The 18,285-nt window shown below is 38.5% G+C and carries 28 protein-coding genes; 4 read left to right on the plus strand and 24 right to left on the minus strand.

Annotation, left to right across the window (positions count from 1 at the left end):
- Nucleotides 1-15: 15 nt before the first annotated feature.
- On the minus strand, nucleotides 16-894 hold the full coding sequence (locus tag AC1DEF_RS14015; protein WP_097822812.1) for a PhzF family phenazine biosynthesis protein: 879 nt from the start codon (nucleotides 892-894) through the stop codon (nucleotides 16-18).
- A gap of 14 nt (nucleotides 895-908) precedes the next feature.
- Nucleotides 909-1,253: a YunG family protein gene (locus tag AC1DEF_RS14020; RefSeq protein WP_043981360.1), complete on the minus strand. Its 345-nt coding sequence runs from the start codon at nucleotides 1,251-1,253 to the stop codon at nucleotides 909-911.
- A gap of 190 nt (nucleotides 1,254-1,443) precedes the next feature.
- On the opposite strand from AC1DEF_RS14020, the gene AC1DEF_RS14025 reads away from it, so the two are divergent.
- Nucleotides 1,444-2,217 carry a DUF2628 domain-containing protein gene (locus AC1DEF_RS14025; RefSeq protein WP_043981359.1) on the plus strand — a complete coding sequence of 258 codons (774 nt, stop codon included), beginning with the start codon at nucleotides 1,444-1,446 and terminating at the stop codon, nucleotides 2,215-2,217.
- A gap of 57 nt (nucleotides 2,218-2,274) precedes the next feature.
- Here AC1DEF_RS14025 and AC1DEF_RS14030 read toward each other — a convergent pair whose 3' ends face one another.
- From AC1DEF_RS14030 to AC1DEF_RS14040, 3 genes are all read right to left on the minus strand, one after another.
- Nucleotides 2,275-3,411 carry a GAF domain-containing sensor histidine kinase gene (locus tag AC1DEF_RS14030; protein ID WP_097822813.1) on the minus strand — a complete coding sequence of 379 codons (1,137 nt, stop codon included), beginning with the start codon at nucleotides 3,409-3,411 and terminating at the stop codon, nucleotides 2,275-2,277.
- An 80-nt stretch (nucleotides 3,412-3,491) separates the two neighbouring features.
- A complete protein-coding gene (locus AC1DEF_RS14035) occupies nucleotides 3,492-4,064 on the minus strand; it encodes a GNAT family N-acetyltransferase (protein WP_043981357.1) in 573 nt (190 codons plus the stop codon).
- A gap of 346 nt (nucleotides 4,065-4,410) precedes the next feature.
- Nucleotides 4,411-4,719, minus strand: a complete 309-nt coding sequence (locus tag AC1DEF_RS14040; RefSeq protein WP_176521187.1) for a hypothetical protein — start codon at nucleotides 4,717-4,719, stop codon at nucleotides 4,411-4,413.
- A 515-nt stretch (nucleotides 4,720-5,234) separates the two neighbouring features.
- Here AC1DEF_RS14040 and AC1DEF_RS14045 point away from each other — a divergent pair.
- On the plus strand, nucleotides 5,235-5,378 hold the full coding sequence (locus AC1DEF_RS14045) for a YjcZ family sporulation protein (RefSeq protein WP_097822814.1): 144 nt from the start codon (nucleotides 5,235-5,237) through the stop codon (nucleotides 5,376-5,378).
- A 315-nt stretch (nucleotides 5,379-5,693) separates the two neighbouring features.
- On the opposite strand, the gene AC1DEF_RS14050 is transcribed toward AC1DEF_RS14045, so the two are convergent.
- The 3 genes from AC1DEF_RS14050 to AC1DEF_RS14060 form a co-directional block, all read right to left on the minus strand.
- Entirely contained in the window at nucleotides 5,694-6,140 is a 447-nt protein-coding gene (locus tag AC1DEF_RS14050; RefSeq protein WP_043981356.1) for a GNAT family N-acetyltransferase, read from the minus strand.
- A gap of 20 nt (nucleotides 6,141-6,160) precedes the next feature.
- Nucleotides 6,161-6,544, minus strand: a complete 384-nt coding sequence (locus AC1DEF_RS14055) for a MerR family transcriptional regulator (RefSeq protein ID WP_025751010.1) — start codon at nucleotides 6,542-6,544, stop codon at nucleotides 6,161-6,163.
- 370 nt (nucleotides 6,545-6,914) lie between these two features.
- Nucleotides 6,915-7,850, minus strand: a complete 936-nt coding sequence (locus tag AC1DEF_RS14060; RefSeq protein WP_034650444.1) for an aldo/keto reductase — start codon at nucleotides 7,848-7,850, stop codon at nucleotides 6,915-6,917.
- Between the two features lie 273 nt (nucleotides 7,851-8,123).
- Here AC1DEF_RS14060 and AC1DEF_RS14065 point away from each other — a divergent pair, with 273 nt between their 5' ends.
- Entirely contained in the window at nucleotides 8,124-8,339 is a 216-nt protein-coding gene (locus AC1DEF_RS14065) for a hypothetical protein (protein WP_028409323.1), read from the plus strand.
- Nucleotides 8,340-8,373: 34 nt separating this feature from the next.
- Here the strand turns inward: AC1DEF_RS14065 and AC1DEF_RS14070 are convergent, their stop codons facing one another.
- A complete protein-coding gene (locus AC1DEF_RS14070; protein WP_097822815.1) occupies nucleotides 8,374-9,294 on the minus strand; it encodes a DMT family transporter in 921 nt (306 codons plus the stop codon).
- Nucleotides 9,295-9,402: 108 nt separating this feature from the next.
- Here AC1DEF_RS14070 and AC1DEF_RS14075 point away from each other — a divergent pair, with 108 nt between their 5' ends.
- Nucleotides 9,403-10,302, plus strand: coding sequence for an AraC family transcriptional regulator (locus AC1DEF_RS14075; protein WP_097822816.1), 900 nt, complete (start codon nucleotides 9,403-9,405; stop codon nucleotides 10,300-10,302).
- A gap of 30 nt (nucleotides 10,303-10,332) precedes the next feature.
- Here AC1DEF_RS14075 and gvpU read toward each other — a convergent pair whose 3' ends face one another.
- From gvpU to AC1DEF_RS14150, 15 genes are all read right to left on the minus strand, one after another.
- Complete coding sequence (gene gvpU / locus AC1DEF_RS14080) at nucleotides 10,333-10,749, minus strand: gas vesicle accessory protein GvpU (RefSeq protein WP_014459206.1); 417 nt, start codon at nucleotides 10,747-10,749, stop codon at nucleotides 10,333-10,335.
- A 23-nt stretch (nucleotides 10,750-10,772) separates the two neighbouring features.
- A complete protein-coding gene (gene gvpT, locus AC1DEF_RS14085) occupies nucleotides 10,773-11,669 on the minus strand; it encodes a YtxH domain-containing protein (RefSeq protein WP_097822817.1) in 897 nt (298 codons plus the stop codon).
- A gap of 36 nt (nucleotides 11,670-11,705) precedes the next feature.
- Nucleotides 11,706-12,008, minus strand: a complete 303-nt coding sequence (locus AC1DEF_RS14090; protein ID WP_013057989.1) for a gas vesicle protein — start codon at nucleotides 12,006-12,008, stop codon at nucleotides 11,706-11,708.
- 21 nt (nucleotides 12,009-12,029) lie between these two features.
- The gene (locus tag AC1DEF_RS14095) at nucleotides 12,030-12,314 is read right to left on the minus strand and encodes a gas vesicle protein K (RefSeq protein WP_013057990.1); all 285 of its coding nucleotides are present in this window, start codon (nucleotides 12,312-12,314) and stop codon (nucleotides 12,030-12,032) included.
- Nucleotides 12,268-12,555, minus strand: coding sequence for a gas vesicle protein (locus AC1DEF_RS14100; RefSeq protein WP_013057991.1), 288 nt, complete (start codon nucleotides 12,553-12,555; stop codon nucleotides 12,268-12,270). The genes AC1DEF_RS14095 and AC1DEF_RS14100 overlap by 47 nt, the downstream gene beginning before the upstream one ends.
- Nucleotides 12,556-12,572: 17 nt before the next feature.
- Nucleotides 12,573-13,382 (minus strand): GvpL/GvpF family gas vesicle protein, encoded by an 810-nt coding sequence (locus tag AC1DEF_RS14105; RefSeq protein WP_097822818.1) that lies wholly within the window; start codon nucleotides 13,380-13,382, stop codon nucleotides 12,573-12,575.
- A complete protein-coding gene (locus AC1DEF_RS14110) occupies nucleotides 13,383-13,649 on the minus strand; it encodes a gas vesicle protein GvpG (protein WP_013084016.1) in 267 nt (88 codons plus the stop codon). It abuts the gene before it with no gap.
- A gap of 1 nt (nucleotide 13,650) precedes the next feature.
- The gene (locus tag AC1DEF_RS14115; RefSeq protein ID WP_013057994.1) at nucleotides 13,651-14,418 is read right to left on the minus strand and encodes a GvpL/GvpF family gas vesicle protein; all 768 of its coding nucleotides are present in this window, start codon (nucleotides 14,416-14,418) and stop codon (nucleotides 13,651-13,653) included.
- Between the two features lie 14 nt (nucleotides 14,419-14,432).
- A complete protein-coding gene (gene gvpN, locus AC1DEF_RS14120; RefSeq protein WP_025751003.1) occupies nucleotides 14,433-15,359 on the minus strand; it encodes a gas vesicle protein GvpN in 927 nt (308 codons plus the stop codon).
- Between the two features lie 28 nt (nucleotides 15,360-15,387).
- Nucleotides 15,388-15,654 (minus strand): gas vesicle protein GvpO, encoded by a 267-nt coding sequence (gene gvpO, locus AC1DEF_RS14125; protein WP_013057996.1) that lies wholly within the window; start codon nucleotides 15,652-15,654, stop codon nucleotides 15,388-15,390.
- Between the two features lie 75 nt (nucleotides 15,655-15,729).
- Entirely contained in the window at nucleotides 15,730-15,996 is a 267-nt protein-coding gene (gvpA, locus tag AC1DEF_RS14130) for a gas vesicle structural protein GvpA (RefSeq protein ID WP_013057997.1), read from the minus strand.
- A gap of 19 nt (nucleotides 15,997-16,015) precedes the next feature.
- Nucleotides 16,016-16,489, minus strand: coding sequence for a gas vesicle protein GvpQ (gene gvpQ, locus AC1DEF_RS14135; protein ID WP_025751002.1), 474 nt, complete (start codon nucleotides 16,487-16,489; stop codon nucleotides 16,016-16,018).
- A 25-nt stretch (nucleotides 16,490-16,514) separates the two neighbouring features.
- A complete protein-coding gene (gvpT, locus tag AC1DEF_RS14140) occupies nucleotides 16,515-17,000 on the minus strand; it encodes a GvpT/GvpP family gas vesicle accessory protein (protein ID WP_097822819.1) in 486 nt (161 codons plus the stop codon).
- 60 nt (nucleotides 17,001-17,060) lie between these two features.
- Nucleotides 17,061-17,321, minus strand: a complete 261-nt coding sequence (gene gvpA / locus AC1DEF_RS14145; RefSeq protein WP_013058000.1) for a gas vesicle structural protein GvpA — start codon at nucleotides 17,319-17,321, stop codon at nucleotides 17,061-17,063.
- 447 nt (nucleotides 17,322-17,768) lie between these two features.
- Entirely contained in the window at nucleotides 17,769-18,254 is a 486-nt protein-coding gene (locus AC1DEF_RS14150; protein WP_043981350.1) for a general stress protein, read from the minus strand.
- Nucleotides 18,255-18,285: the final 31 nt, after the last annotated feature.

Consider the following 18,285-nt stretch of genomic DNA (forward strand, 5'->3'; position numbering starts at 1 on the left):
CAGATGAACGGCTTGTTACAAAATCCATTCACCGCGCGCAATCATCTCTACTTTTCCGCCTACTTGAATGTGAAAAGCTTCTCCATCATAACTAGCTTTTACATAAAGCCGTGAAGGTCTTCCTATTTCGTATCCTTGTTCTACACGTATGTCAATAGCTTGCTGATTAAAATAACGGTATTTAACTAAATATGCTGCTAAACAGCCGTTGGCGCTGCCGGTTGCTGCATCTTCTGGAACGCCGTAGTAGTCGGCAAAGTCTCGTACGTTTAGCTGATGATCTTGGTGATAGGTTTCCGGCGAAAAGACCATAATCGCTTTCGCTTCTGTATTTTCTATCAGTTTGAAATATTTTTCTTTGTCTACATGTATCTCTTTAGCTGCTTCTAATGATGTTAACGGGACAAGGATGACCGGCAGACCGGTGGATACTTCTTGAACGGGAAAACGCATATCGATATAAGCTTCATCAAGGTTTAACACATCCGCAACTTGCTTTTTATCTAACACTTTCCCAAACGTCGGCTGACCTTGTGTCATCCACAGCACATCTTTTTGTTCATCATATGTAACGGGCGTAGGACCTGCTTTATAATGAAGAATAAGTTCCTCTGTATCTTTTTCTTCTAGTTCTTCTCGGATAACATGAGCGGTTCCGAGCGTCGGATGTCCTGCAAACGGTACTTCTTCATTAGGCGTAAAAATCCGCACGTTATATTCTCCTTTTGCAGAAGAAGACGTGATAAACGTCGTTTCAGAAAAATTAATTTCTTTAGCCATTTGCTGCATCTCTTTATCTGAAAGTCTTCCTGCGTCTTTAAAAACAGCGAGCTGATTTCCCGTATATTTTCTCTGTGCAAATACATCAACAATGGAATACTGAATACTTTTCATTTATGTGTTCCTTTCTAAAGCAAATTTTCATGTATAAAATAGGTCATTACGTTTTTCTTTAAAGCCTCATATTGCTCCTTATTGGTATCCATAAACGCTTCTTCCCGACTGGATAAAATGTCTGCATATTGGAGAGACTCAGGAAATTGTTCTTGTGTAAAGTCATAGCGCTGTTCATCAAGCTGATTATAAAAATGCCATCCTTCTTTACACGGAGTTTTTAAAATATATCCTCCTTTAATATCTTGAACGACAAGAGCTGTCACGCCGCACTGTCCCTTAGAAGGATTGTCAGCCGTCCACTTTGTGCTTGAATGAATTGACCACGATTGGTACAGGGCTTTCTTTAAATGATTCATGTTCAAGGAGCTCCTTTTTCTTCAAATCTACCATATTCTTCTTTTTTATGAAAGTTCCCGTTAAAAAACCAACAGCGTAAATATTCTTACTTTAAAAATAATTTAAGGAAGAATAGAAAAATACTAGAAATAATGTATAATAATAGAGTTATTTTAGATGATAGATTATAACCAATGAAAGGTGTTTTAAATGGAAGAACAAGCAGTAGATGAACTCATGTCTTTTGAAGAAGAGCATAAAGTAGTTCGAACAAATACGTCCTATTATGATTTGAAGTGGGGAAAAACAGCTAATCCAGCTAAAAACAACACGTGGAACTGGGCAGCCTTTTTTCTGACAAGCGCTTGGTTTGCATACCGAAAAATGTATAAGCACTTTTTTATTTTAACGCTTATTGAGGTAATTTGGTTTTCCCTTTTGTGCTTTGTAGACATACCAGAGTGGTCCGATGCAATTGTGTTCGGCGGTGCTTCACTTATTACAGGGCTATGTGCCAACCGCTGGTATTATAAGCACGTTAAAAACGTGTTAGCTCGAGCCGGAGCTCAGCCGGAGCAGCGGAAAGAAGCTTATCTGCAAATAAAAGGCGGCACTCACATCGGAATTGCTATTGGTTTAAGCATCTTAGCGCTTGTGATTACTTTTGGAGTCGGAGCGGGATTATCATTTTTACCAACAAAAACGAATATTAAAGATGTAGTTCGCTACGGCGACGAAGCAATTACGCTTGAAACGTACAACGATCATCCAAAATGGACCTACATCAAGCAAGAAGGCCGTCATCACGTTGTACAATTTACCGGCTACGATTATACAGAAAAAGAGCATGTGCGCATTGTGTTTAACGTTTATTTGGATAAACAAATTTACGAGTGGGACAAAATTTACATCAACGGCAAAAAGTTAAATAAAAAAGATGCGGAAGACTATGAATACTGGATTGAAGACAGTTCAGCATATTAAAAAGGTCAGCAAAAAAGAAAGGATGAGTGCTTGCTCTCCTTTCTTTTTTGTTTTATCTTAAAGCGTCAAAGGCAGCTTAACCGTCACCACTGTCCCGTTCTCATCACTTTCAATCGCAAGCTTACCGTTATGCTCGTTGATGATCGTTTTACAAATAGAAAGCCCTAACCCCATGCCTGTTCCATCTTTTGTTGAGAAAAATGGATTTCCTACTTTATTAATAATGGATAGCGGAATCCCAGAACCGGTATCTTGAATGTCAATAAGAGCCCAATCTTCCCATTCTTTGATAATAAGATTTACTTCCCCGCGTTTCTTTTTCTCCATTGCTTCAATGGCGTTTTTCAAAAGATTCATAAACACTTGTCTCATTTGAGCAGGATCGATTGATACAAGGGGAATGGCTCCTTCTATTCTTACGTTCATTTCGACATTATATAGCGCAGCTTCACTTTTCAAGAAAGCAACGGTATCATGAATAACTTCTACAATCGATACGATTTCTTTTTTAGGCGCTGTTGGCTGCGTGACAAGCAAGAAGTTGTTAATAAGTTCATTCATGCGGTCCAGTTCATCAAGAACAATTTTTTGAAAAGGCTCTGCCTGTTCATTTTCATTAAATAAAAATTGAATAAAGCCACGCACCGACTGCATTGGGTTTCGAATCTCATGCGCTAATCCTGCTGCTAGCTGCCCTACGAGCGCCAGTTTATCAAGCTGCAGAATTTTCTCTTCAATTTTCGGCAAAACAGCCGCTTGATTTTTATAAATAATATGAGACAAAATACCAGCCAGCCGGTTTAACCCTTGAATTTCACTTTCGCTAAACTGATAAGGATCCGGATCGACCGCACATAAGGTACCAAACATTCTCCCGTCTTCTAGCACAATCGGTGTTCCTAAATAAGAACCTACCCGGGCACCATCAATGATGGCTAAATTAGACGTTCTAACATCGCGTTTTGTATTGGGAATAACAAGGGGTTCATTACACGTAACTAAGTTGCATACCGCAAGCTCTAACGGTAGCGTCAGTCCATCCTCTACAAGGCTTCCCCCTTCTTTATTAAAGGCTTTCATAACTGAAAATTGTTCGTCGAAAATCCCTACAAACAGCGTCCTGCTTCCGACTACTTCGCTAGCCATCTGCAATACATCCCAAACGGCTTTTTCATTGATGTTCCTCTCTTCCATTACCTTAGTCACCTACTATTTAAATATAGACTGTTCTATTCTCTTATTCTCATTATAAATTTTAAATGTAAAAACGTATATCAAAATTTTAAGAACTCGTTTATTTCTTCTATTTCATCATTGGGGTTAAGAATAGCCAAGACTTGATGGTCTTCCCATATGCCATTAATATTTACATTTTTTCTAGCAATTCCTTCCCTATGAAAACCTGCTTTTTCTAATACGCGCTGAGAAGGCAAATTACGTGGCATAACGCCGGCTTCAATGCGGTGAAGATGCAGCTCTTCAAACGCATAGTCAACAAGTGCTTTTACGGCTTCTGTTGCGTACCCTTTTCCATTATGATGCTGATCTAGGAAATAGCCGATAAACGCGCTTTGTAAAGATCCGCGCAGCACTTGAAAAAGACTAATGGTGCCAATCAGCTTATTATTCTCTTTTTGAAAAAGACCAAAATAGTATTCTTCATCGTTTTTTCTATTCTCTTCGTGACGCTGAATTTTTTCTACTTGGCTCTCTAACGTATAAAAAGAATGCTCTCGAATCATAGAAAACTGTTCAAAAAAGCCGCGATTGTCCTTTTGCAATCGAAGGCTGTCGTGCGCATCGCTGACAGTTAACGGGCGTAAATAAATAGTATGACTTTCGATCATGTTATGTCTCTCCCTCTTTTACTTCTCACAGAAAGTTATGTAAAAAGAATGCTTCATTAACATTTCCATTTTCTCACATAGTAAGCGTTTCTTACTGTAATGTAAAGAACAAAAAGCACGATTCTAACATCTTTTCTTTATCTCTTTCTGCCGCTATTTTTTATTTCTTCCCTATGTAAAAATCAAAAACCACCTGGAAATTCACCAGATGGTTTTTTATATTAAGTGGGGTGCACGCTCTGATTAACTGTGGATGGATATAAAGCCTTACGTTCCAAAACAGATTTCTTTATAGAAAAGAATGATGTGAAAAATATTTCTTCTGAGATTTTTCTTTTATTTACGTTTAACAGCAGCCGCCGAAGCCATAGCCGTAACCGCCAAAGCCACCATAAGGATAACCACCGTAACCGTAGCCGCCAAAGCCATATGGTGATAACAGTGAACCTGCTACTAGCCCTCCTGCTAACCCTCCTAAAAATGGACCTCCAAAGCCAAAGCCGAATGGTCTGCCAAAGCCAAAGCCAAACGGGCGTCCGAAACCAAACGGTCTGCCAAAGCCAAACGGTCTGCCAATAAACCTTTCATCTGTGTGTTGAAATTGATGATGATCTTGAGAATACATAGTAGGAAAAAAATGCATTTCTGAATTCATAAGAGAAACCTCCGTTTTTTGTTTTTGCTTTCACCCATGAATATGCATTTACCTATTCGCTGTCTTGGGCAAATATCTTGGTTATGCTGAAAATAAGGGAAAAGAATTACGAAAAAAAGAAAATTACTAGGTTTATATGAAAATGAGCTTGATTTCTCTTTAGTACCTAATACATACAAAAAGAAGCGGACCCTGACTTAGAATGGTATAGGGAAAGTACTAACGTGTTTATTTCATAGTAAAAAATAAGAAGCCGAAGAAAAAATTCTTCGGCTTCTCCTTCATTATGTACGCAGGCTAAGGAGGAAGTGGTATTAGCCTGCTTTGTTATAACATGGGGGCTCATATATGAGATCTTGGGATGATTCATCCTATGTAGAAAGTGAAAAAAAGTACCGTGTCCATCTTATTTTCTTATCTTTTTTTATTTTCATTGAAATCGTTGGATATTTTTGGAGCATTTTTGCATTTCAGGCATATGTTAAAAATGTACTCAGAACTTGGAGGTGAAATATATGGGCTTCTATGGTGGCTGTGGTTATGGCGGTTACGGCGGTGGCGGCTGCGGATTTGGCAGTGGCTTTGCTTTAATCATCGTATTATTCATTTTATTAATCATCATCGGCTGTGCTTGCTGGGGAGGATTTGGCGGTTGCTAATCATTAGAAATAGTGATGAACAGCTTCATTTCCGCTAATTTTTTTACCAAAAGCTAGCTTTCCACTTTATTATGAAAAAGCAGTGTCCACATAATGGGCACTGTTTTTAAATGTGCTTATCAACCAGGTCATAATAAGGCTAACTATTATAAAAAAAATAGATCTTTTTAATCTGCCGTTTCTTGTCTGCTTCTTCCCATCACCTTATTTTTCTTGTTCATACTTCCTTTTCTTCTACATATTAATAGATAAAAAGATTAATTAAAAAGAGAGTCACTCTGCAACTCTCTTCCTGCTCTATGTAGGTGCTAAACATTAAACAAACGTTTTTTTCAAGACAACGCGCTGATCATTGACACTATAGCCGTTTCTTTCATAAAAAGCCTGTGCAGCTCCTCCAGTCGCCGTCAAGAGATACAAGCTGTTAATCTCGTGTTTTTGAAGTTCGTTCTCAAACCGGCTTAAGATAGCTGAACCGTACCCTTTTCCCTGCGCGCTTGCGCTGACGCAAAGCTCGGCCACGTAAAAGGTCATACTACTGTATGATTTTTTCGCGTGACCTGCAATCATTCCAATCAACTCTCCTTGGTCATAAAATAAATAGCCCATAAATTTAGGTGTGTTCAGTAAATCAGTCAGCCTTTCTCTAGCAGATTTCTCTGTCCACGGCTCATTCCAAGGTGTTTTTGTAAATACATTCATATACAAGTTAATGCACTGCTGCATATTCTCCGCAGTGAGAGGTACTACTTTTTCGATCATTTTTACGCTTCCTTTTTTATTTAGTTTGAAGGCTTGTTAACAATTCGCTCGTACATTTCCGGCAGGTGCTTAATTTTATAATCAATCGTCTCAAGCTTGTGATGGATTTCTTCGATTTCTTTTTGTACCGCTTTTTTATGATCCATCAGCATTTGCAGGCTTTTATCAAGCACGGCATTTTCAAGCGTACAGTTTTCAATAAGCGTCCGAATGTCCTTGATTTGCATACCTGTGCTTTTTAAACAGCAGATTAAATCAATCCATTCAATATCTTGTTCTTTAAAAATACGATTCCCTGACGCTGTACGATCTAAAAATGGAAAAAGCCCTTCTTTATCATAATAGCGAATGGTATAAATTGTCACGTTCAATTTTTTTGCCACTTGTGAAATGGTATACGTCATACTGCTTCCTCCTACACCTTAAACTTCTCAGAAAAACATGATGAGTTTGTCTTGACCTCTAGTTATCTCGAGGATTTATTCTTTTATAGTCTTCTTCATTGAGCTCTTTATGCTGCAGACTTTTTGTACAAGCAGCAAGCAACATATATTTAAACCTGAAAGGATGAATACGATGAATACTGCTCACATGATGCTTACCATTGTAATTGGCGGTTTTATTGCCTTTTTGTTAGGTCTTGGCGTCACAAAAATAATTGAGCTGCTGCTAAATCTTTTTCTAGCTTAACCAGTAGTTACTTATCGTAAAACGCAGGTAACTCCGTTCCATATTCGAACGGAGTTACCTGCTTTATTTTAAGAACTGCAGCGCTTAAGGCACCATGTTGCCAGCGGCTTTATAAATATCGTACCACTCTTCGCGCGTTAACTTGATTTCTGAACCTTTACTTGCATCTTTCATACGCTGAATATTTGTAGTACCAAGCACCACTTGAATATTTGCAGGATGAGTTGTGATCCACGCAACGGCAATCGCTGTATTCGTCACGCTATACTTACTTGCGATGCGATCAATCACTTCGTTTAGCTTTCCAAATTTCTCTTTGTCGCCTAAGAAAGGTCCTTCGAAAAATCCGTTTTGGAATGGCGACCACGCTTGAAGCGTTATATCATTTAAACGGCAATATTCAAGCACGCTGCTGTCGCGGTTCACAGCTTGGTCGATGCCCATATTTAAAGAAATACCAGAGTCTATAATTGGCGTATGTGCAATGCTGAACTGCACTTGGTTTACGACAAGCTTTTGGTTGATATATTTTTCAAGCAGCTGAATTTGCGCTGGGTTGTGGTTCGACACACCGAAGTGACGTACCTTTCCGCTGCTTTGAAGCTCATTAAACGCTTCTGCTACTTCTTCAGGATCCATTAGCGGATCTGGGCGATGAAGTAATAAAAGATCTAAGTAATCTGTTTTTAAGCGCTCTAAGCTGCCGTTAACAGAGTCTATGATATGCTTCTTTGAAAAGTCATAGTAATTTTTCGCTGCGTTAATGCCGCATTTACTTTGAATCACCATTTTCTCACGAAGACTTGAATTCATTTGTATAGCGTTTGCAAAATACTCTTCGCATTGTCCCACATAATCAGGACCGTAAATATCAGCATGGTCAAAAAAGTTAATTTCTTCTTCCATCGCTGTGCGGATTAGCTTCTCTGCTTCTTGTAAAGAAAGCTCTGTTAAACGCATATTTCCCATAATCAAATTTGATACGTGTAAGTCAGTATTAGCAATTGTATGATACTTCATATAAAGCCCCTCCTTGAAATGATACTACTACAAGATAAACCATAGAGTTAACTCTAGGTCAAGCAGAAAGAATAAAAGTTTTTATAAGCAGCGACGGTAAAACACCCTATCTTTTTTGGTAAAAAGATGAAATACTAGGTTGTGGTGTGATAAAAGTCACTGCCGCTCTGCATTTCATTTAGTAGTATATGTTACGTTCTTTTATTCCTTTTTATCGAAGCTTATTTCATAGCAATACATCAATTTACCAGGCAAAGGAGCTTATCAATCACTATGCAGAAAACGAAAGCAAAACGATTTGAAATACAGTATTCCGTTCTAAAAGATGAAGCCAAAATCAAAGGAACTTTTGTGATAGAATCTGCTAAAAACCGAGATGACGCATCAAGACTTGCTAAATTAAATGTCTCTACAAAAGAAAGAGTGTTTATTCAATATGTAAAGATTTTAAAAGTCAAACGAGTTTCTACAGATTCGGCGGAAAAGTGACATTGGTTTGCTTCTTCTTTTAGCAAGCCCCTATTTATGCTGAAAGTGTCGTCTTAGAAGATGCTTGTTTCGTTCGTGTGAGTAATAAAACTAATCCAATAATACAAGCTGTGCCTATCCATTGATAAAAACCAAAAGGCTCTTTCAGCCAAACAACGGTTGTAATAACAGCAGCTAGAGGCTCTAAACTTCCAAGCAAACTCGTTTCTTTAGGTAAAAGACTTTGCAGGCTTTCTACATAAAACCAAAAAGCAAGCATCGTGCCAAAAATAATGACAAATAAAATATATCCCCAGGTTATTGGTGATAAGCTTGACGCTTCCCAAGGAGGATGAATAAAGCTCATTACGCTTCCCCCAATTACCATTGACCAGCCAACGATGACAAGCGAACTGTACTTTTTGATCAGCGGCACGGCATACAGCGTATAAAATGCTGCTGCTACACCTGACAGCACTCCCCAAACAACGGCAGATACAGGAACAGACAGCTGAGAAATAGAGCCGTTTGTTAATAAAAAAAAGCAGCCCCCCAGTGCTAGCAAAACAGTGATGACGTCTTGTCGCGTAAATATAGACTGCTTGCGCAAAAGCAAATAAATGATAATCATCACCGGTGATAAATACTGCAGCAGCGTAGCTACTGCTGCATTTCCATGCTTAATAGAAGCCATATATGTATACTGAACGGCGAGCATACCAAATATGGCAAAAACGACGAGCTGAAGAGCTGCCTTTCGGTTCTTCCATACTCCAAATACGTGAGAATGATTATTTTTTATACATGAAATCATTAGCAGCAAAAAACCCGCAATGAGCAGCCGTACTGAAACAAGCCAGTCTACACTGATTTCAAATTCTTGAAAAAGCTTTTGAGCAACCGTCCCTCCCATCCCCCAACATATAGCTCCAGTTGTTACAAAGAAGAACCCTTTTTTTCGGCTGAGATCGTTCATCTTCCATCCCTCACTTTTATTATAAGAATAGTGTTATAATAAGTGAAAAACGGGGCAGAAAATACGCATATTGCATTAAAAAATATAAATATATTGAGGTGAACATGTATGCCAGCAGCCCATTTTAAAATTGATGAAAACTTAAAAGAGCTAACGACCCATCGCACCGTTGAGCTGCCAGTAGCATGTTATCAAACGACGATCAGTGATCACATAAACGGCTACATCCCTCTTCACTGGCATGATGAACTTCAATTTGTATTGGTTATAAAAGGTGATGCGTCTTTTCAAATAAATGAAAAAACAGTGATTGTAAAACAAGGCTACGGACTGTTTATTAACAGCGGATGTCTTCATATGACTGAAGATATAAACAAATCCGGCTGCGTGTACATTTGTTTAAATGTTTCTCCTCATTTTCTTGTGCCGCAAGAGCTTTTTACAAATTACGTTTATCCCTACATTCATGCAACGAATCTATCACATTTATTCATCAGTCCAAAGCAAGCCTGGGGAAACAACGTGTTAGAGTCTATACATAAGATACACACATGGATTCATAAGCAGCCGCACCACTATGAAATAGAGATTGCCTCTGAACTCAGCATACTTTGGAAAAATTTAATTCTTAACGGTTTGCAGCTGAAATACAATGAAAAAGAAATGATCAAAAATCAGCGGATGAAGCAAATGCTCAATTGGATTCATTTGCACTTTGCTGAAAAGATTACGCTTGATGATATTGCCAAATCCGGACAATTGAGCCGTTCTGAATGCTGTCGATATTTTAAGAAAATGTTAAAAAAATCGCCTTTGACCTATGTATTAAACTATCGAATTCAGCAAAGCTTAGTTATGCTGCAGCAAGCAGAAGCAAATGTGACGGACGTCGCTTATCAAGTAGGGTTTAATAGTACAAGCTATTTTATTAATCAGTTTCGAAAAGAAATGAAGATGACTCCCCTCATGTATCGAAAAAAGAAGCTGCACATGTCATCACATCACTAAAAAACGGCAGGGCAATCACCCCGCCGTTTTTTATGAACTCTTTTTACTCGTTGATTTTGCATCAGAAATCTTTCCTAAGAAAAACCCGTCTACTTCTGCTATTTTCCCTCTCCAAAAGATCTTTCCTTTAGAAGGAGTAGATTTACTGTCTCCACAGTAAATCTTTGTATTTTTTAAATGAATAAAATGGGCTTCTGCTTCTCCGTTTGATTCGCTCGCTTCGCTTGCTAAAGAGAATTGTTCGCTTAGCGCCTGAGCCACTTCACTGCCTTCTTCAAACGTTTCGCTTAAGTAATCAAAGTATTCTTTTGCTGAAATCATGGTACCGGAAATCACAGCGCCGTTTACATTTAATGAAATATCAAGTGAAAAGCCGTGTTTATTAGAAGCTTTCACAAAGTATTCAAGCGTACTGTCTTTAGTTGAAAAAGAAGGGCCTGTACTCATGTCTTTCTTTCCTCCTTTACGTCTTAGGCTGTTGTATCGTCTTCACTAGAAAGAGATGTTGCTTCATCATCTTCTTCGTCCGTGTTTTTCTTTGCTTTTGTATTTTTTGATTTTTTAGCTGTTGACTTTTTTGGTTTCGCTTCCTTTTTTTCTTCTTCGCTTTCATCTTCGTCTTCTTCTTCTGATTTTACTTTTTTATTTTTTTTGTTTGAGCGAGAATCTTCCTCTTCTTCCTCGCTGTCTTCGTCACTTTCACTTTCACTTTCACTTTCTTCTTCCTCTTCTTGCTCAGCTTCTTTTTTATCCTTTTTACGAGGCTTAGATGTTTCTTCTTCGTTTTCGTCGTCCTGCTCGTTTTCTTCGTTTTCATCGTTCTCTTCTTCGTCGGAATCTGTATCTTCCGCTTCTTCGTCTTGATTTTTATTGAGGCTAAGCTCAACAAGCATGTTCATTTTTTCTTCAAGCTGTGATAAGCGATCTTGAAGAGTTTGATTTTCTTCTTTTAACTCGTCGTACTCTTGAACGTTATCGTCTTCTGTTTCGCTACTAGAAGAATTTACGTTTTCTTCATCATCTTTTGATTTATCTTTATCTTTATCTTTTTTAAACAAGCTTCCCGCAGATGTTTTCAGGCTGGCCACACTGCTTTTTGATTTTTCTTTTACCTTTGTTCCTAAATCAGATGCTTTGCTTTTTAATTCGTCTGTATCAATGCGGTCAAGGAGACTTTTTCGATTTTCAGGAGTCGATACATATCCAATCGTTGCACCGATGATGCCTCCTGCTACCGCTCGTTTGATTGGCCCGCTGCTTGTTGTTTTGCTTGCTTTTGAACCGTTCTTTTCTTTTGAACCGTTTTCCGTATTTTTATTTTCCTTGTTTTCTGCCTGTGTGTTATCTAATTTTGTTTCAGTTGCCATTGTAAATCCCTCCATTTTTTAAGTAGCGTACAGTTTTTAACGTTTCGTTTCTATTTTTTCTTCAAGCGTTTTTAACCGCTCATGCAGCATTTTATTTTCTTCTTCGAGCGCTTTGTTATTGGCTCCTTTTGAACTGAGATAGGGATCATTTTCCCACCAGTCCATGCCGATTTCTTTTGCTTTATCAACCGAAGCCACAATCAAGCGGATCTTTATCGTTAATAGCTCGACATCTGCAATTCCTACGGTGATGTCCCCCGCTATGACGACTCCTTTATCCAAAATCTTTTCGAGCACATCTACAATCGTACTTGACTGCATATTATGTTCGACTGCCATACTGTTCCTCCTACTGACCGCTTAAAGCAGGCTGCCTAGCGGTCCAAGATCAATATTTAAATCTTCTGCATCCAGACCGAACACCTCTTTCAACTCGTCCATTTTTTCTTCTAAGTTCATTAGTGCAATTCCTAAGTTTTCAATTTGTTCGTCCGTCAACGTTCCACCCTCCACCCGCCTCATGGCATGACGTTCAACGATTTGCCTCAATAGCTCAATAACTGTCATCACAAGCTGCGCTAAGCCTTGTTCAGCTTGATCAGGATCCAAGTGGATTCGTCCATTTGCTTGGCTGACCGGTTGCATCCATTAATTCCTCCTTTTGTTTATCAAATTGTTCAGAAGTGATTGGTTTGCGATTTCCTTCTTTTGCTTGAACCAGGGTTTCAACCGAAGAAATAAGCACCCGCAAATCCAAATACACTAAATCGACGCCGGCTATGGAAATGATTAAGTCTCCTTTAATGGCGACTCCTTTATCTAAAATGACATCTAAAATATCAATAAGAGCAATATCTTTATTCTCCATGGATTGTTTAAGAGACATAATGTTAATTCCTCACTTTACGCAAAGCTCGAGAAATGATAGGGCGGCCATGGTCCCGTCACTTCAAATTTCCAGCCTTTATTTTCAAGCTTTTGCTGAAGCTCTTCTATTTCGGTTACAAACTTAGTGATCTGCAGAGACGGGAGAAGAAACACGCTGTTCCACGCCATCTGTTCAGCTGCGCCCGTTACGTCCTTGCTCCAATTCTTTTTAACAGAGTCATAAAGCGATAACTCTTTAAGCTTGTCATGTATCTCTTCACACACTTTATTTTTGTGAAGTTCTAATTCTCTTTCAATCAGCTGATCTATTTTTTTCTTTTCAAAAAACTGTCTTCCTGGTGATAAGTGACTAATTTCTTCTTTTTTCGCTTTCACGCTTTCATTCGTTTCGCTGATTCCTTTTTTTAGCTCCGTATCATCACAGTAAATCTTCAAGTTCCACTCTTCATTTCCTTGAAGCAGCGTCAGTGAATTCTCTATCTTTTCTTTGTTAAGCTCAATCGCTGCCTGCAGACTTTCTTCACCTTTATAAATGGTACAAAATTTTAATGGAATGATCGTAAATTCTTCGTACAAAGCGGCTACCGTCTCGTGATGATGAAATGCTTTTTCCTGCAGCCAGCTCATATCCTGCTCCATTTTTTCTTGAATCACTTTTTCTGAATAGGTGTCAGCATCCAGTTTAGAAACTACAGCCGTCACCTGATCAAACGCAATTGGGTGCAGTGAGTGTTCTCCGTCAAACCCTTTATAAGATGGAAACGGCTCTATGGCTGCTGCTTCTTTTGTTGGAATTAGACCGTATAAATACAGTAATTCTCCCATCTAGGATTCCTCATTTCTTTTTTTTGTTAGCTCTTCCCATTGTTCAATTTCTCTGCGCTTCGCAATTTCGTACCTCATTAACAATTCATCTTCTTTTTCTTGAAACGCTTCTTCGGGAATTTCACCAAGCTCAAACATCATTTGAAGCTGAATGAGTTTTTGCTGAATCGTCGGAAGGTCATATAGCTGTTTATCAGCTTCTTCCTGTACTTTTTCGCCGATTTTCACTACAAGGTTAATAGGGGCGGTTACTAATTTGTGAAGCACGTTATTTCTCTTCTACTTTTAGGCGAATGTTCACAAAATTATAAGCAGGCCATGGACCGCTGTAATGAAAATCGGCTTTGTCTTTCCAGTTTTCATGCGCTTCATTCACTTTTTCATCAAACTTCGCTTCATCTTCTCGGTTAATTAAGAAAGATGCGTTTAAAAGCATCGTTTCGCCCGTTGGCTCATTTGCTTTTGCTGCTTCCGCTGCTTCTTCAAGCGGTGAAAACACATCTGTCTTGACTTCTTTTTGCAGGGAAGTAAACATCTTTTGAGCCATTCCCCCAAGTTGAATACGCTCATAATAACCGGCTGCTTCTGATTTTCCTTTTACGGAGGCTGATACTTTTTCAAGTTCAGGATTTTCATTTACTTTTTTCTCAAGCCATTCTTTTTTCCCAATTACTTTTAAACCGACTTCAATTTTTCCTTTGATCGCTGGAAACAGTTTTTCAAACTGCGGATAAAGGTTTTCCAAAAGAACTTTTACATCTTCTTTTGATTTGAATACATTCCCAAAGCTGATCGGAATAACCGTATCATTTTTGTCCATAATTGCTGCTACTGCGTTTTGATGCATTAATAAATTTTGGCGATTAGGATGATAAATTTTCATCGGTACTTCAGCTGCTACCATAGCTGCGTCTTTGTAGCGAATCAAAAATGTTTCAGCTTTTGTTCCTTCTACTTCCACGGCGCCAAATTCTTCGTCTTTATCCGTTTGAATGGCGCTAAAAATATAAATACCTGTTTCGTTTGTTTCACTCATGTTTTCAAGCTCCTTTACTTTTCTTCCGTGTCTATATTCTTACATTCTTCTAAAATGATTTTTTCGGCTTTGCTTTTTGCATTTTCTTCATCCAAACATTTGGTAAGCGGATGATGCAAAATATCGATACATAACGTTTGAAAATCTTCGTCATTTCCATCGATAGCAATGTCTTGCTGCGTGGCGAGAGTAGCGATCATAAGCGAAGCCCGAAGGCTAAGTCCGCTGCTGTTTTCGTCTCCAGAGCGGTTTCGCACGTTTGCTACAAGCGTTACAATTGTGCGCGCTTCGTCTTCTTCTACGTCCGTTTTCTCCGTTAAAATCGCTGTCTCTCTGTCGATGTCTTTATAATCAATAAACATGGTAATTAACCTGTCAAGAAGCGCATCTTGCGTATCATATACGCCGGCATACTCAGCTGGATTGCTTGTGAAGATGACGCGAAAATCGGGATGCACGCGCACAAAAGGATCGGTCATTTTCACTCCATACAGCGGAAGCACGCCTTCTTCTAATATTGATAGAAAGATATTATTCGTTGCAGGCTTAGACCGAGTAAATTCGTCGTAAATCAGCGTATAGCCATTTTTTACAGCTTCAAGCAATCGGCCATCCTGCCAGTTTTCACTCACTTGTTCATCTTTTTTATAGACAGAACGAACATATTGGTCGATTACTTTTTTGCTCGTGTATCCCGTAAAATCGCCAATTAAATCTTTATTGTTGAGCTCGTGATTCCCGTGCATCAGCATTACAGGACGCTTTCTCTTTTTAGCAAGCGCTCGCGCTAAAGAGGTTTTGCCTCCGCCGGCAGGACCTGTAAAATGAATGGAATAGCCGGATTTTAAATAGCTCAGCGCTCTTGAAAGAACCTCTTTTGTCTCGTCATCTTGTATAAAAGCTCCACTGCCTTTTTTCCTTTTGTCTGTTAAGACGGTCATTTTTACGTTCCTCCTGCCATCTTATCGTCTATGCTTCAATGCCAATGGCGCTTCTATATCTGACGTCGAGTCGTTTGAATGAAATGACTTCTTTTTCTTTATTTAAAAAGCACTCGTACGTTCCGAGCATTTCATCTTTGGCGTATTTTTTCATGTATTCTCGTTCTTCAATGACTTCAACAATAACTCTCCAGCCTTCATCTTCAGTAGCTTCCACCGAGGTAATTTTATGAGGAGGAGCTACGTGTTCACCGAAAAAGTCGTTCACGGCTTGCATAATTTTTTTAATTTCCATTTTTAGTAGCCTCCAATAGTTAAATCTAAAAGCTGGAACCACCCTCAAAAAAGGAAGGTTCCATATCACTTCATATTAAATACTAAAACGCGGCTGTCCTTCACTTGAATTTGAACGTTCAGGAAGACCGTTTTCTTCTACGTCGTCACGAAGAAGCCCTACTGCTTCTGCATAGCGTAACCATGTATCAACACTGGCAATAACCACTCGTGCTTCAATCGTTAAAATCTCAATTCCTACAACAGAAACTCTTGCAAAAGCATCAATAACAATTCCTTTATCTAAAATACGGTCAATGACTTCTGCTAAACTTGAACTATTAGTACTTTTTTGAATAGACATATCTCATTTCTCCTTTCGCTTATGATCCCATTGTTTTTAAATCTGTAGATGATTTAATATCATTGGAACTTTTAATCTTAGTAGAGCTTTTAATATCCGTTGCTTTTTTAATCTGATTTGCGCCTTTTATTTTCCGCTTATTTTTTGACTTCTCTTTATCGTCTGAAGAAGAAACTTTTTCTTGAAAGTTTTCTCCAGCTTCTTTCACATCGCTAAGCTTATCTTTTACTGATAGTAAGACGTCTTGGAGCTTTTCTTTTGCGTCTTCCCCTTTGCCGTGTACCTTTTGGGCATTTTTTTCTTTTGTTTCCTGCAGTTTTTCTGACGCTTCATTTGCTTTTTCCTGCAGTTTCCCTTCAGTTTTTTCGACAAATTTTTCTTTCGCTTTTTCTTTAACCTTTTCTTCTACCTTTTCCTTAACAGGTTCAGGCGTATGATCGATGATCTTTTTTCCTGCTTTTAAGGCTGCTTTCTCCACATCTTTTTTATCCATGAAATTCCCCTTAAGGACGGATATCTTACTTCTTCGCGTCCATGAGTTTGTTTAGCATCTCTTCAATGCGCTGCAGCTGGTCGTTCATATTTTTATTTTCTTCTTTTAGCTCTTCGTACTGAGACGTTTCCATTTCTGCGCTTTGGCTGACTTCTTCCTGCGAATTTCCCTGTTCATTTGATGCATCTTCTTTTTTCTTTTTAGGTGCCAGCAGCTTGCTTAAATTGTCTTTTTCAAGATAGCCTGTAGCCGTCTGTCTTAATGCTCCCATCGCTTGCTGCGTTAGAATATCCTGTGCGTTTCTTCTTAACTCTTGTCCTGTCGCACGTACAATTTCTGATTGTCCTAAGCGGCTGAGTACTTTTTTACTCGTTTGAGGACTTGAAAGAAGTCCAATTCCCGCTCCTACTACGCCTCCTAAAATAGCAAGATTTAAAGAATTTTGCGTTTTTTCTTCCTGCTGCTGATTTTCTTGTTTTTCATTTTGCACATTGTTATCAGTTGTTGACATGTTTCATCCTCTTTTCTCTTATTATTATTTATTTAATGAATTTTCTTACGATTAAAAGACTTAAAAGCTAAGCCCTGCACCTCGCTCTTCTGTTCGGCCAGGCAGCCCTTCTTCCTCTACTTTGTCCGTTAATAACCCGACGGCTTCTGCGTAGCGAAGCCACGTATCGACACTTGCAATAACGACTCGTGCTTCAATCGTTAAGATTTCAATTCCTACGAGTGATACTCGGGCAAAAGCATCGATGACAATTCCTTTGTCGAGAATTCGATCAATCACTTCTGCTAAACTAGAACTATCTGTACTTTTTTGAATACTCATTTTAGCAGCTCCTTTCGAAATTTAACTAAATGAATGATGCTACTAATCAACCTGCTTAACTTTTTAAGTAAACATACTTTTGAAATATACTTTTTAGCCCTCTTTCAAACATGAATAATTTGCTAAAAAGTAATTTCTGAAAATAAATTAGAAAATTATTCTACTACGTATAATAATTAACAGTTAATTATTGGATGGAACTTGCACGTAAATCCTTCTATTAAAGCTTTCATCAAGATTTCGATCCCAAAATAAAACAATAAATACATTATTGTTACAATAATATTACATTATAATTTAAGGCATATTATTATTTTATACACCATGACATGTTTTGATATTTTTAACTATTATGGAATATTATTGTCAATAAAGTTCACTTAAATAAAACCAGCGCATAAAAAAAACTGCCGCACTGCGACAGATTTCTCCTACGTATCTTACGTTCTATAAAATCATTCCGGTTAAAGGAGCTTTCGGGTTTCCATCATGATCTGAGTCTTCTTTGTCTACTAAAACAAGCAAGCTGCCTTCTTTGACTGAATCATTATATTGTTCGGCCTGCTGTTTTGGAATTCCCATACTTACTAAAATACCAGACAGACCTCCTACGCTCGCACCAGCTGCCGCACCTGTTAATGTAGCTACAATCGGACCAGCCGCCACAATTGGACCTATTCCCGGTATGGCAAGAGCCCCGGCACCTGCTAATATTCCGGTCAAGCTCCCTAGCGTACCTCCGGTAAGTGCTCCAGTTGCTGCCCCTTCTGCTTTTGTATTCGTTTCTTTCTGAACTTTTTTGGTCTTTTTATGTTTGCCGATGATAGATATTTCTTCTGATGTATACCCTTCTTTTTTCAAACTCTCTACAGCTTGAATTGCTTCTTGTTCCGTTTCGTATACCCCCACAACATTCTTTGCTTTTGCTTCCATACTATCTCCTCCTCATTAATGTTGTGTGTAC

Source organism: Priestia sp. 10L35 (assembly GCF_056395685.1).

Excerpts from the sequence above, each read along its gene's own strand:
- AC1DEF_RS14015 (WP_097822812.1), bottom strand. The coding sequence starts at position 894 with ATGAAAAGTATTCAGTATTCCATTGTTGATGTATTTGCACAGAGAAAA.
- AC1DEF_RS14020 (WP_043981360.1), bottom strand. The coding sequence starts at position 1,253 with ATGAATCATTTAAAGAAAGCCCTGTACCAATCGTGGTCAATTCATTCA.
- AC1DEF_RS14025 (WP_043981359.1), top strand. The coding sequence starts at position 1,444 with ATGGAAGAACAAGCAGTAGATGAACTCATGTCTTTTGAAGAAGAGCAT.
- AC1DEF_RS14030 (WP_097822813.1), bottom strand. The coding sequence starts at position 3,411 with ATGGAAGAGAGGAACATCAATGAAAAAGCCGTTTGGGATGTATTGCAG.
- AC1DEF_RS14035 (WP_043981357.1), bottom strand. The coding sequence starts at position 4,064 with ATGATCGAAAGTCATACTATTTATTTACGCCCGTTAACTGTCAGCGAT.
- AC1DEF_RS14040 (WP_176521187.1), bottom strand. The coding sequence starts at position 4,719 with ATGAATTCAGAAATGCATTTTTTTCCTACTATGTATTCTCAAGATCAT.
- AC1DEF_RS14045 (WP_097822814.1), top strand. The coding sequence starts at position 5,235 with ATGGGCTTCTATGGTGGCTGTGGTTATGGCGGTTACGGCGGTGGCGGC.
- AC1DEF_RS14050 (WP_043981356.1), bottom strand. The coding sequence starts at position 6,140 with ATGATCGAAAAAGTAGTACCTCTCACTGCGGAGAATATGCAGCAGTGC.
- AC1DEF_RS14055 (WP_025751010.1), bottom strand. The coding sequence starts at position 6,544 with ATGACGTATACCATTTCACAAGTGGCAAAAAAATTGAACGTGACAATT.
- AC1DEF_RS14060 (WP_034650444.1), bottom strand. The coding sequence starts at position 7,850 with ATGAAGTATCATACAATTGCTAATACTGACTTACACGTATCAAATTTG.
- AC1DEF_RS14065 (WP_028409323.1), top strand. The coding sequence starts at position 8,124 with ATGCAGAAAACGAAAGCAAAACGATTTGAAATACAGTATTCCGTTCTA.
- AC1DEF_RS14070 (WP_097822815.1), bottom strand. The coding sequence starts at position 9,294 with ATGAACGATCTCAGCCGAAAAAAAGGGTTCTTCTTTGTAACAACTGGA.
- AC1DEF_RS14075 (WP_097822816.1), top strand. The coding sequence starts at position 9,403 with ATGCCAGCAGCCCATTTTAAAATTGATGAAAACTTAAAAGAGCTAACG.
- gvpU (WP_014459206.1), bottom strand. The coding sequence starts at position 10,749 with ATGAGTACAGGCCCTTCTTTTTCAACTAAAGACAGTACGCTTGAATAC.
- gvpT (WP_097822817.1), bottom strand. The coding sequence starts at position 11,669 with ATGGCAACTGAAACAAAATTAGATAACACACAGGCAGAAAACAAGGAA.
- AC1DEF_RS14090 (WP_013057989.1), bottom strand. The coding sequence starts at position 12,008 with ATGGCAGTCGAACATAATATGCAGTCAAGTACGATTGTAGATGTGCTC.
- AC1DEF_RS14095 (WP_013057990.1), bottom strand. The coding sequence starts at position 12,314 with ATGCAACCGGTCAGCCAAGCAAATGGACGAATCCACTTGGATCCTGAT.
- AC1DEF_RS14100 (WP_013057991.1), bottom strand. The coding sequence starts at position 12,555 with ATGTCTCTTAAACAATCCATGGAGAATAAAGATATTGCTCTTATTGAT.
- AC1DEF_RS14105 (WP_097822818.1), bottom strand. The coding sequence starts at position 13,382 with ATGGGAGAATTACTGTATTTATACGGTCTAATTCCAACAAAAGAAGCA.
- AC1DEF_RS14115 (WP_013057994.1), bottom strand. The coding sequence starts at position 14,418 with ATGAGTGAAACAAACGAAACAGGTATTTATATTTTTAGCGCCATTCAA.
- gvpN (WP_025751003.1), bottom strand. The coding sequence starts at position 15,359 with ATGACCGTCTTAACAGACAAAAGGAAAAAAGGCAGTGGAGCTTTTATA.
- gvpO (WP_013057996.1), bottom strand. The coding sequence starts at position 15,654 with ATGGAAATTAAAAAAATTATGCAAGCCGTGAACGACTTTTTCGGTGAA.
- gvpA (WP_013057997.1), bottom strand. The coding sequence starts at position 15,996 with ATGTCTATTCAAAAAAGTACTAATAGTTCAAGTTTAGCAGAAGTCATT.
- gvpQ (WP_025751002.1), bottom strand. The coding sequence starts at position 16,489 with ATGGATAAAAAAGATGTGGAGAAAGCAGCCTTAAAAGCAGGAAAAAAG.
- gvpT (WP_097822819.1), bottom strand. The coding sequence starts at position 17,000 with ATGTCAACAACTGATAACAATGTGCAAAATGAAAAACAAGAAAATCAG.
- gvpA (WP_013058000.1), bottom strand. The coding sequence starts at position 17,321 with ATGAGTATTCAAAAAAGTACAGATAGTTCTAGTTTAGCAGAAGTGATT.
- AC1DEF_RS14150 (WP_043981350.1), bottom strand. The coding sequence starts at position 18,254 with ATGGAAGCAAAAGCAAAGAATGTTGTGGGGGTATACGAAACGGAACAA.